The organism is Streptomyces sp. NPDC001536 (genome assembly GCF_042894505.1).
Classification (GTDB): domain Bacteria; phylum Actinomycetota; class Actinomycetes; order Streptomycetales; family Streptomycetaceae; genus Streptomyces.
The window spans coordinates 20,098-32,061 of record NZ_JBIAVQ010000017.1 but is presented as its reverse complement, the minus strand read 5'-3'; the positions used below and the strand labels follow the sequence as shown (position 1 = coordinate 32,061).

Here is an 11,964-nt window from a genome sequence, read left to right as displayed (position 1 = left end):
AGTCTGTGCACCGTGACTTCGCCTGCAACGACGGACAGTGTTCCGCCCCAGCTCAGCGCGGGGCCGCGCCCGGCACCGGGCCCGGCCGCCGACGAGGGGCTGGCGCGGCGGCTGCGCGCGCTCGCCTGCACCGCGCCGCTGCACGACCTCGACGCACGCAAGGCCAATCTGGCGGGCGAGTACTCGGTGTACGGCATGGCCGAGGTGGCCCTCTCGGCCATCGACCTGGTCACTCTGAACATGGACTTCGACACGGGCGCCGACCACGACCAGATAGTCGCCCGTCTCATCCCGCGCATCGCCGCCCAGGCCCCGCAGCGGCCCGTCGTCGAGCACGAGCGGGTGGCCCGGTGGGTCCTGGAGAACCTGATCAACGTCGGCAGCGTGGACCGTGGATTCCGGGCGGTCTACGGCACGTTCGCCACCGACGGCACATATGTCCGGCGTGACTACGACTTCAAGCTGATCGAGGAGGTACCCGGCCCCGGAGGCTCGGTGTATCTCCGTACGACGGACGAGGCCGTCAACGTCCTGGTCGGCGCCCTCGACACCGACGTCACCAGCGCGCAGATCGCCGCCGAGGTCAAGCTGGAGGTGCTGATCAGCCGCGGCCGCCTGGCCGACGCCCAGCTGGCCGCCGAGCAGGCCCGGTACCGGACCGTGCAGTACTCGGAGACACTGCGCCGGGCCCTGGACGCCACCCGGCGCAACGTCCGCGCGGTGGACTGGCTCAACGCGGTGCCCGACATGATCACCGAGGCGCTCGACCACGTCGCCGACCGCTACCGCCACGAGAACGCGATCCTCACCAACATCCGCAAGGCCCGGGACGAGTCCGAGGACCCGGAGCAGAAGCGGCGGGCCGCCGAACTGGTCGACATCGTCAAGGACTGCATCCGCCGCCACACACAGCTACAGTCCCGACTGCTGGAGGCGGGACCGCTGTTCCGCGCCGAGCAGGACCGGCAGGCCTTCGCCACACCCATGACGACGTCGGGGATAGACCTCTACGGGCATCTGGTCGCGCCCGTGCTGCCACTGCCCCTGGAGCAGGCCGTCCGGGTCACCGACGCGTTCTTCGCCCGCGGGACCGGGCTGCGTACGCCGGTGTCGGTACGGGTCGGGGACCTCGTCGACATACTGCTGACGCCGCCGGTGGAGCGCGAGCACCTGGGCGCGGAGATGCCCGAGCCGGACCTCATCGCCACGCCCGACGACAGCCGGTTCAGCGAGGAGCAGCTGGCCTCGGCGATGGAGCTGCTCGATCTGCCCGCGGATGCGCCGCGGCGGTTGTCGGGGCTGCTGGCCGAGGCGCGTCGTCTGGACCCCGATCTGCCGTATCTCGTCGCGTTGTTGGCGGTTCACGCGGCCAGTCCGGCGGTGGGGACCGCGTATCGGCAGGGCGAGGAGAAGCTGCTGTTCGCCGTGGACGACGGGACCGAGCTGGACGACCCGGAGTTCGGCGGGGCCGACCTGATCGTGGGGACGGCGCTGCTCGACGCGGCGGGCATGGCGGCGGACAGGACAGAAGCAGCATGAGCCGAGCAACAGCGCAGCAAGGAGACCGACCGTGACCGAGCACGTCGAGTGGAGTGAGCCGGAAGCCGGACCCGCGCCGGTGTCCGCCGTCGTCACGCCCGCCGACGCCGCCGACGCGGCTCGGCTCGTCGCCTTCGGCCTTCAGCCCAAGCTCCAGCCCGCCCGCGACCAGGAGTACACCGAGCTGCTGCGGCGCTACCGGGAGGATCCTCCGTTCGCCCGGCTCGCCGATGCCGTGGCCGCCGGGCTCGGACTCGTCGTGCTGGAGGTCTCCCCGCGCGCGGGGATGGCCGTGACCGCCGCCGAGGACTCCGTGTTCGCCGTGCGGATGGGCGACTACGCGCGACGGACCTCCGCGGACGGCTCGGACCGGTTCCTACACGGGCTGGCCCATCTCGCCGTGGCCGCCATGGCGTTCCCACGGCCCGAGGACCTCGCCGACGACGGGTACATCGGGCGGGTGAGTGTCAACGGCGTCGACGCCTTCGTCCGGCAGGCCTGCCGCCGGCTGGAGGAGCGGGCCGACGAACTGGGCGAGAACACCGACCCCGCCACCGACGCACCCGGGCTCGAGGCCGCCTGGCGGATCTGGGTGAGACGCAGCGCGACCGGTGCCACGAAGGACGCGCGCAGACTCGCGGGTTCCACGACCGGCATCGTGGGCAAGGCCGTCGCCTTCCTCACCGACTCCGGGTTCCTGCAGCGCACCGGCGACGACAACGGCGGCACGTATCGCACGACGGCCCGCTACCAGCTCCAGGTACGGGACATGGCCGGCAGCGCCGCCATGGCTGAGCTGCTGGAACTGGGCGTCGTCCCGGTCACCGACGGCACACCGACCCTGCTGCCCGCCGAGGACACCGCCGACGAGCTGGTGGCCGACGCCGGACTGCCGTTCCACTCCTGAACTCCCCCCACCTGCCGAAGACTTACGAGAGTCCGCCATGTACGAGCTGTCCCGGGTCCGCCTCTACTCCATCGGCCCCGCCGGTGCGCGCTACGCCGACACCGTGCTTGACCTGCGCGGCGTCGGCGCGGAAGTGCCCGACCCCGCGCCCACCCAGGCGGAGTTCTTCGAGGAGGAGCCCGTCGGCCCGCCGCGCCGGCCCGCGCCCGCCGGCGTGCTCTTCCTGGAGAACGGCGGCGGCAAGTCCGTACTGCTCAAGCTGATCTTCTCCGTCATGCTGCCGGGCCACCGCAACACCCTCGGCGGCGCCAGCTCCGGCGTGCTGCGCAAGTTCCTGCTCGCCGACGACTGCGGACATGTCGCGCTGGAGTGGCAGCACACCCTGACCGGCGAGTGTGTTGTCGTCGGCAAGGTGAGCGAGTGGCGGGGACGACAGGTCTCCAACGACCCGCGGAAGTTCGCCGAGGCCTGGTACTCCTTCCGGCCCGGGCCCGGACTGTCCCTGGACAACCTGCCCGTCGCCGAGTCCACCGCCGTGCGCCCGGCCGTCGAGGGCGCGTCCGGAGCATTGGGCCGACGCCGCACCATGAAGGGCTTCCGGGACGCCATCACCGAGGCGGGCAAGGCGTATCCGCACCTGGAGGTGCACTGGGAGGAGATCCACGACCGCTGGATCGAGCACCTCGGCGACCTCGGCCTCGACCCCGAACTCTTCCGCTACCAGCGGGAGATGAACGCCGACGAGGGCGAGGCGGCCGGTCTCTTCGCGGTCAAGAAGGACTCCGACTTCACCGACCTGCTGCTGCGGGCCGTGACCGACACCCGGGACACCGACGGGCTCGCCGACCTGGTCAGCGGCTTCGGCAACAAGCTGGGCCGCAGGGCCGAGCTGATCGCCGAACGGGAGTTCACCGCCGGGTCGGTGGACCTCCTCGGGCGGATCGTCGAGGCCGCCGAGGCACGCTCACGCGCGCGTGACATCCACGCCGGCGCCGAACGCCGTACGCGGACACTGGCCCGCAGACTCTCCGCGCGCGGCGCCCGGGAGCGGGTGCGCGCCGCCGACCTCGCCCAGCGGGTCACGGCCGCCGCGTACGCGGTCACGCATGCCGAGGGCGCGCGGGAGCGCAGTGCGCTGATCGCGGCCGAACTCGCCTTCCGGCACGCCTCGTTGGCGCTGGCCGGAGCCGAGAAGTCCGCCGCCGCGCAGAAGCGCGAGCTCGCCGACGCCCGTACCCTGCACTCGGCCTGGCAGGCCGCCGAGGCCGTCCTGCGGCACCGCGCCGCCGCCGACCGGGTCGCGCGCGTGTCCGCCGCGATCCAGGAGGCCGAGCGGGACGCGGCCCCCGCGCTGGCCGCCCGGGCCAAGGCCGCCGTCGACCTCGTACGCGCCCTGCACGCGGCCGCGGAGAGCGCCGAGAACCTCGCCAACGAGGGGGAGGAGCGCTCCGCCGCCCTCCAGGAGGTCGGCGAGGCCGCGTACCAGGACTCCACCAGCGCGGCCACCGATGCGCAGCGCGCCCGCAGCGAGGTCGGGCATCTGCGGCAGCGCCTGACCGAGGTCGAACAGGAGACCGCCGAGGCCGTACGGGCCGGCTGGCTGGACGACAGCGCGCCCGACGCCGACCCCGCGCGGGCGGCCCTCGCGGCCAGCGACGCCGAGAAGACGGCCGTCGCCGCCTGGGACACCGCGCGCGAGGCCTCGCACCGCGCCGGCGAGCACGCGCGCGAAGCGGGCTCCGCGGAGTCCCGCGCCGAGCTGACGGCGGCACGTGCCGCGGACGCGGCCACGGCCGCCGAGCGGTCCTACGAGGCCGAGAAGCGGCTCGCCGAGGGGCTGGCGGCGGAGCCGCGCCTCGCGGAACTGCTCAGCCTGACCGGGGCCTCCGATGCCGGCCACGGGGGAGTGCCGGTGCCCCGGGCGGGCACCGAGGGCACGAAGAACGACGGTCCGGCCGGGCCGGCGGGCACTCTCACCCCCGAGGAACTCGACCGGTTCGCCGACGAGTTGCGCGAGCTGCTCGACGACGCCGTCTCCTCCGCCGAGCGCCACCTCTTCGAGCTGCGCACGGCCGCCGCCGACGACTCCCGGATCCTCGGCGCCCTCGGTGACGGCGGACTGCTGCCGCCGGGCCCGGACGTGCTGGCCACCGTGGAGTTCCTCGGCGAGCACGGCATCCCGGCGCTCCCCGGCTGGCGCTATCTCGCCCAGGCCGTCGACCCCGCCGACCACGCACGCGTGCTGGCCGCCCGGCCCGAGCTCGTCGACGGCGTGATCATCACCGACCCCGACACGCACGCACGGGCCCGCGAGGCGCTGAGCGAGGCGGCACTGCTCCCGCGGTCCGCCGTCGCCGTCGGCACGGCCGCGGCCCTGCTCGCCCCGACCCCGGCGCCCGACTCAGGGAGCGAGGCCGTCTTCCTCGTACCGCCGAACCCGGCCATGCACGACGAGCACGCCGCCGACGAGGAGCGGCAGACGCTACGGGCCCGGGCGACCGAGCGCGACGAGGAGATCCGCGCGCTCGCGGCCCGGCTCGGCAAGGACCGGGAACTGTCCGCGCGGCTGTCCTCCTGGCGTACCGGCTGTCCGGCCGGGCGGCTGGTCGAGCTGGCGCAGTCCGCACGCGACACGCGGGCGTTCGCCGAGGAGTCGGAGGCCGAGCTGGCCGAGGCGCGGGCCGTGCGGGCCGAGGCCGACGAGGCCGCGGCCGAGGCCGTGCGGGTGCGCGACGAGCGCCAGGAGGCCGCGCAGAGGGCCCGGCGTGCCGCCGACGCCCTCGCCGGGCTCGCCTTCCGGCTGCGTGAGCGGGCCGGCTGGCAGGTCAAGCTGCGCGAACTCGCCGACGAGGCCGCCGAGTCGGAGGCCCGTGCCCAGACCTGCCTTGAGCGTGCCCGGGCCGCCGACGAGGACCGGCGTGCCGCTCAGCGGGCCGCCGACGACGCCCGGCGCACCGCGCGTGCGCTGCGCGCCGAGCGCTCGGAGATCGCGGGTGCCCCCGACGACGTGCCGGAGAGCGACGCCGACGATCCGAAGGCCTCGCTGCCCGCTCTGCGGGAGGCCTATCGGGCCGCCTCACAGTTGTACGAGAAGGTCGGTGTCGGCGCCGACCTGCGGGCCGAGCAGGCCCGGGCGGAGAGCGAGGCCGGCGCGGCCCTGGCCGACCTGGACCGGCTGAGCAACAAGGTCCGCACGCGCGCGGAGCAGCTCCTGCAGTCGCCCGACGGTTCCGACGGGCCGTCCCGGCAGGCCGCCGCCGCCCGCGCCGAGGAGCTCGTGCAGCTTCTGGAGACGCGGATGTCCACCGCGAGCGAGCAGCTCGGACGGCTGCGCGGTGAGGCCGAGCGGCACGCACCCGAGGACGGTGAGGCCCACACCGAACTGTCCGAGGAGCTGGAGCCCCGCGACGCCGAGCACGCACAGGCACTGCTGCGCACGGCGACCGCCGAACTCGCCTCCCGCACCGAGGCGTTGACGCAGGCCCGGGAGGCGCACGCCGAGCTCCTGGACGCCCACCGCGCCGCCGAGGACGCGGCCGGCGGCTTCGACGAGATCGCCGCGATGCTGCGCGATCTGCTGCGCGAGCACACCCCCGACGAGGACCAGGAGGAGCCGGAGCCGTACCCGGGCAGCCCCGAGGAGGCCCGGCAGTCCGCCGCCGAGGCCCGCCGGTCGCTGCGCGGCTGCGCCGCGGACCTGTCCGCCGCCGAGGCCGCCGTACGCGAGGCCAGCGACATCCTCGTCCGGCACGCCAACTCCACGCGCTACGAGCAGGTCCGCACCCCCGCGCGTCAGCAGATCCGCGAGCTGCCCGCCTCCGCGCTGCCGGAGCACGCCCACAAGTGGGCGGACGCCTTCGCGCCCCGACTGCGGGTCCTCACCGACGAGTTGGCGCAGCTGGAGCGGAACCGGGACTCGATCGTGGACCGGTTGCGCGGGCTCGTCGAGTCGGCGCTGGCGACCCTGCGATCCGCCCAGCGGCTGTCCCGGCTGCCCGAGGGGCTCGGCGAGTGGTCCGGGCAGGAGTTCCTGCGGATCCGCTTCGAGGAGCCCGACCAGGCGACGCTGACCGAGCGGCTCGGCGAGGTCATCGACGAGGCCACGCGCGCGGCGGTGAAGAAGAACTCCGACCTGCGGCGCGACGGAATGTCCCTGCTGCTGAGGGGAGTCGGGGCCGCGCTGCAGCCCAAGGGGATCGCCGTCGAGATCCTCAAGCCGGATGCCGTGCTGAGGGCCGAGCGCGTGCCGGTCGGGCAGATGGGCGACGTGTTCTCCGGTGGTCAGCTGCTCACGGCGGCCATCGCGCTGTACTGCACGATGGCCGCGCTGCGGTCGAACGACCGGGGCCGCGACAAGCACCGGCACGCGGGCACGCTCTTCCTGGACAACCCGATCGGTCGGGCCAACGCGACCTATCTGCTGGAGCTCCAGCGGGCGGTCTCGGATGCCCTGGGGGTCCAACTCCTGTACACCACGGGCCTGTTCGACACCACCGCGCTCGCTGAGTTCCCGCTGGTCATCAGGTTGCGCAATGACGCCGACCTCAGGGCGGGCCTGAAGTACATCAGCGTGGAGGAACACCTCCGCCCGGGACTGCCGCAGCAGGCCCGGTCGGAGGAAGCGGGCCACAGCGAGATCACGGCGACCCGGATGTTCAAGCGGCCGACACCGGCGACGTCCTGAGAGCAGGGCCGGTGCGTGGGCAGGTGCCGCCCTTCAGGAGTGCGACAACTGCCCCGCGCCGCCCCGCCGCTGTATCCGGGCCTGTGCCCGCTGCGCGGCCCGCGTCTGGCGCCGGGCCCTGCGCCGCTCGCGCCGCAGGGCCCGGGCGGTGCTGCTCGGGGCCGACACGACGCCGTTGCGCTGGTTCCAGACCTGACGGGTCACCCAGACGTCCAGGGCGCCCCACGTCGCCACCACGGTGCTCGCCACACTGCTGAGGACCATCGGGAACGCCAGCCAGGATCCGGCCAGGGTGCACAGGAACGCCACCATCGCCTGGATCAGCGTCACGGCGATGATCAGGACCGCGCGCACCGCCGACCTGCGCACCGGATCGGGCATCCGACGCCGCGGCGCGGCCTCGTCGATCCACAACGGCCGGTAGTACGGCTCCTCTTCCGGCGTGGCGTGCTCGGTGGCCCCCGGCCCGGTCCCGCTCTCCTGCGCTGGAATGTCGCGATCCAGTGCCTCGGGACTCCGCCGCTCCGTCAGGTGCGCCGCAGCGCCGTCCACGAGCGCCTCTTGCCGCTCCGCCGTGCCCATCAACGTGTCACTCCCCACCGCCAGCAGACCCCTTGCTCCGTGTGCGAACACACGTCTCCCCAGTGGCTGCCCGGCTTGCGCTGTTTTACGCCGCCCGGGTGCGGGATGCGGCTCGTGTGGCCGATTTTGCACCCATTTCCCGAAGAGAAGGACGAACGAGACGCTCTGAAGATTCCCAAGAAACGAAAAATTCTGGCCAACTGGCCAGCCATTACAGTCGGATCCGTACGAGCCGTCTCCCCGTGTTTCCGGGCGGCAATCTCCCCCAATGCCCGGACAACTCCCCATCTCGCGTCACCGGTGCGGAAGTTCGCACTCCGGACGCCTCTTCGAGTTAACTGTGTGACGGTAGTAGGCTCGCGCCGTTTGTTGACGTACATGTGTACCCCCGGCCGGCGGGGGTCGAGCTGGGGGAGGCCATGCGCTTTCGCGGGAAGTCGATCCGCCGGAAGATCGTGGCGCTGCTTCTCGTGCCGCTGGTGTCCCTGACAGCGATCTGGGGCTTCGCCACGGTACTCACGGGACGGGCGGTCGCCCAGCTGTTCCAGGTGTCCACAGTCGTGGAGGACCTCGGTTACCCCGCCGAGGACACCGTCCGCGTCCTGCAGCAGGAACGCCGCCAGACCCTCGTCTATCTGGCCGACCCACGGGCCTCGGACGCGCTCGCCGCGCTCCGCGAGACCCGCACGGCCACCGACGACGCCATCGCCAAGATCCGCCAGAGCGCGAAGGACCCCGACGTCCGCGACGGCATGGACCAGGACGACGAGGAACGCCTCACCGCCGTACTGGACGCCTTCGGCGGCATCGACTCGCTGCGCCGCAGCGTCGAGGAAGACGCGGTGAACCGGGCCCAGGCCCTTGAGCGCTACAACCGGCTCGTGGACCCCTGCTACGCCCTGCTGGCCTCCCTCGACGGGGTGGACAGCGTGGAGATGGACAAGCAGGCCCGTGCCCTCGTCAACATCACCCGCGCCCGCGAACTCCTCTCCCGCGAGGACGCCCTGCTCGGCTCCGCCCTCGTGGTCGGCGACCTCACGCACGGAGAGATCCGCGAAGTCTCCGACCTGATCGCCCAGCGCACCGTGCTGTACGACGTCAGCCTGCCGGTGCTGCCCGCGGCCGAACGCGAGCGTTACGACAGGTTCTGGAAGAACGCGTCCACCGCGTCGCTGCGCTCCGCCGAGAAGATCGTCGTCGACTCCGAGCCCGGCACCCCCCGGTTCGTCACCGCCAAGAGCTGGGACGCCACCGCCGCCAGCGTCCTCGACGAACTCGCCACCCTCAACGACCAGGCGGGCGACCGCTATCAGGACCGGGTGCAGCCCGTCGCGATGGGCGTCATCATCAAGGCAGCCGTGGCCGGCGTCCTCGGCCTGCTCGCCCTGCTGTTCTCGGTCGTCCTCTCCGTGCGCATCGGCCGCGGTCTCATCCGCGACCTGCGGCAGCTGCGCCTCGAAGCACACGAGGCGTCCGGCGTACGGCTCCCGAGCGTCATGCGCCGGCTGTCCGCGGGCGAACAGGTCGACGTGGAGACCGAGGTCCCGCGTCTGGAGTACGACAAGAACGAGATGGGCGAGGTCGGCCAGGCCCTCAACACCCTCCAGCGCGCCGCCGTCGAGGCCGCCGTCAAGCAGGCCGAACTCCGCGCCGGTGTCTCCGAGGTCTTCGTGAACCTCGCCCGCCGCAGCCAGGTGCTCCTGCACAAGCAGCTCACCCTGCTCGACACCATGGAGCGCCGGACCGAGGACACCGACGAACTCGCCGACCTGTTCCGCCTCGACCACCTGACCACCCGTATGCGCCGCCACGCCGAGGGCCTCGTGATCCTCTCCGGCGCCGCCCCCTCGCGGCAGTGGCGCAAGCCCGTCCAGCTCATGGACGTCGTACGCGCCGCCGTCGCCGAGGTCGAGGACTACGAGCGCATCGAGGTCCGCCGACTGCCGCGGGTCGCCGTCACCGGCCCCGCCGTCGCGGACCTCACCCACCTGGTCGCCGAACTCCTGGAGAACGCCACGGTGTTCTCCCCGCCGCACACCGCCGTCCAGGTGCTGGGCGAGCGCGTCGCCAACGGCTTCACCCTGGAGATCCACGACCGGGGCCTCGGCATGGCGGCCGACGCCCTTCTGGACGCCAACCTCCGGCTCGCGGAGACACCCGAGTTCGAGCTGTCCGACACCGACCGGCTGGGACTGTTCGTGGTCAGCCGGCTCGCCCAGCGGCAGAACGTCCGGGTCTCGCTCCAGCCCTCGCCGTACGGCGGCACGACGGCCGTCGTGTTCATCCCGAACGCCCTGCTGACGGACGACATCCCGGACACCAACGGCATCGGCTTCCGCCTGGACCGCCCCCAGCCCTCCAAGGAGGCCGAGCTGGAGGAAGCCCGCCGGGCCCAGCTCGCCCAGGTGCCGGTGCCGCTGCCCGGCCTCACGGGAGGGCTCCTGGACGGTCCCGTCGAGCTGGAGGCGCCCGTCGACCTGGACGCCATCGACGACTTCCCCGGGGCGCTCGACGACGAGGACAGCGAACGCGGCGGTCTGTTCCGCCCGCGCCACTCCCTGGTCCGCACGGACGCCACCCGGGGCGAGGACCGCCACGACACCCCCGACCACGACCTGAACGCCCCGGTGCCGCTGCCCCGCCGCCACACCCCCAAGCTGGTCAGCTCGCACGGCCGCCCGGTGACCGAGCAGCGGGAGCAGAGCGACGACGAGACCCCGGCCGGCCCGAACCGGTCGCATCTCCAGGAACCTCCGCCCCTGCCCGCCCGCAGGCGCGCGACGGGACCGCAGCGCCGCGCCACCGGTGTCGCCGACCGCCTGGACGAGGAACGCGCCGAAGCCCCGACGACCACGGGGCGCGAACTCGGCGGGCCGCCGTCCGGCGCTCCCGGCCTCCCCAGGCGCACCCGGCGCGCCGAGATCGCGTCGAGCGGCGCGGGCGAGTCCTCCACACCCGCTCCAGAGGGCGTCGCACCCCACCGGAGCGGCCCCGGTACCGCCCTGGAGCGGACCGGCTCCCGTCCTGTGCCACAGGAGCCCGGCACCGACGCCACGGCCCAGCCGACCGGACACGGCGCCGCACCGCGGGACACCGCCCCGGGCACCGGCCCGCTGCCCCGCCGGGTACGCCAGGCCAACCTGGCCCCGCAGCTGAAGCAGAGTCCGGCCGGGCGCCGCACCGAGGACCGCACGGGGCTCGACGAACGGGACGCCGACCAGGTACGCAGCCGTATGGCATCGCTCCAGCGCGGCTGGCAGCGCGGCCGTGCGGAGAACGACGCCGCGGGCGACGACACCCACAGCGGCACAGCACCACGAGGAACTAAGGGGGACGGTCGATGACCGCACCGAAGGCGACCGGCCACAGCACAACCAACTCCGGCGAGCTCAACTGGCTCCTGGACGACCTGGTCGACCGCGTAGCAAGCATCCGCAAGGCCGTCGTGCTCTCCGGCGACGGGCTGGCGACGGGGGTGTCCAAGGACCTGACCCGGGAGGACGGCGAGCACCTGGCCGCCGTCGCCTCGGGCTTCCACAGCCTCGCCAAGGGCGTGGGCCGCCACTTCGAGGCGGGCAACGTCCGGCAGACGGTCGTCGAGCTCGACGACGCCTTCCTGTTCGTGACGGCCGCCGGCGACGGCAGCTGCCTCGCCGTCCTCTCGGACGCGGACTCCGACGTCGGCCTGGTCGCCTACGAGATGACGCTCCTCGTCAAGCGGGTCGGTGTACATCTGGCATCCACTCCGCGCACCGATCTGCCTCAGGGCGGGTAGTGAGATGACATGAGCCAAGACGGTCAGGGAAGAAGCCACTGGTTCGACGACGAGGCCGGACCGGTCGTCCGTCCGTACGCCATGACGCGTGGCCGCACCACCAGTGCGGCTCAGCACCGCCTCGACCTCATCGCGGTGGTCGTCGCGGAGGCGCAGGCGGACGACCCCGAAGGCGACCACACGCTGTCCCCGGAGCACGTGGACATCGTCGACCTGTGCAGGGACGCCCCGCAGTCGGTCGCCGAGCTGTCCTCCGAACTCGACCTGCCCATCGGCGTGGTACGGGTCCTGGTGGGCGATCTCGTGGACGCGGAGTTCGTCCATGTGAACCGCCCTGTGCCGCCCGCCGAGCTGCCGGACGAGAGCATCCTGCGCGATGTGATCAACGGTCTCAGAGCCCTGTGACCGGGCACCGAAACAGCCCTCCCGATATGATCTGACTGATCGTCGACGACCATCCGCAGACGGTCTCCCGCC

7 protein-coding genes are annotated in these 11,964 nt (G+C 73.0%); 6 read left to right on the top strand and 1 reads right to left on the bottom strand.

The window, feature by feature from the left end; genetic code table 11:
- Positions 1-12: 12 nt before the first annotated feature.
- Genes ACFY0U_RS36625 through ACFY0U_RS36615 form a run of 3 tightly spaced genes read left to right on the top strand, consistent with a single transcriptional unit; the run spans position 13 to position 7,130 of the window.
- A complete protein-coding gene (locus ACFY0U_RS36625; RefSeq protein WP_388643270.1) occupies positions 13-1,539 on the top strand; it encodes a hypothetical protein in 1,527 nt (508 codons plus the stop codon).
- 31 nt (positions 1,540-1,570) lie between these two features.
- A complete protein-coding gene (locus tag ACFY0U_RS36620) occupies positions 1,571-2,446 on the top strand; it encodes a hypothetical protein (RefSeq protein WP_388643268.1) in 876 nt (291 codons plus the stop codon).
- 37 nt (positions 2,447-2,483) lie between these two features.
- Positions 2,484-7,130 carry a hypothetical protein gene (locus tag ACFY0U_RS36615; protein WP_388643267.1) on the top strand — a complete coding sequence of 1,549 codons (4,647 nt, stop codon included), beginning with the start codon at positions 2,484-2,486 and terminating at the stop codon, positions 7,128-7,130.
- A gap of 33 nt (positions 7,131-7,163) precedes the next feature.
- Here the strand turns inward: ACFY0U_RS36615 and ACFY0U_RS36610 are convergent, their stop codons facing one another.
- Positions 7,164-7,712 (bottom strand): hypothetical protein, encoded by a 549-nt coding sequence (locus ACFY0U_RS36610; protein ID WP_388643266.1) that lies wholly within the window; start codon positions 7,710-7,712, stop codon positions 7,164-7,166.
- Between the two features lie 419 nt (positions 7,713-8,131).
- Here ACFY0U_RS36610 and ACFY0U_RS36605 point away from each other — a divergent pair, with 419 nt between their 5' ends.
- The 3 genes from ACFY0U_RS36605 to ACFY0U_RS36595 are packed head-to-tail and all read left to right on the top strand — an operon-like array spanning position 8,132 to position 11,892.
- Positions 8,132-11,056: a nitrate- and nitrite sensing domain-containing protein gene (locus ACFY0U_RS36605; protein ID WP_388643264.1), complete on the top strand. Its 2,925-nt coding sequence runs from the start codon at positions 8,132-8,134 to the stop codon at positions 11,054-11,056.
- Positions 11,053-11,487, top strand: a complete 435-nt coding sequence (locus ACFY0U_RS36600) for a roadblock/LC7 domain-containing protein (protein ID WP_046262091.1) — start codon at positions 11,053-11,055, stop codon at positions 11,485-11,487. Before ACFY0U_RS36605 ends, ACFY0U_RS36600 begins: the two co-directional genes overlap by 4 nt.
- A 9-nt stretch (positions 11,488-11,496) precedes the next feature.
- Positions 11,497-11,892: a DUF742 domain-containing protein gene (locus tag ACFY0U_RS36595; protein ID WP_388643263.1), complete on the top strand. Its 396-nt coding sequence runs from the start codon at positions 11,497-11,499 to the stop codon at positions 11,890-11,892.
- Positions 11,893-11,964: the final 72 nt, after the last annotated feature.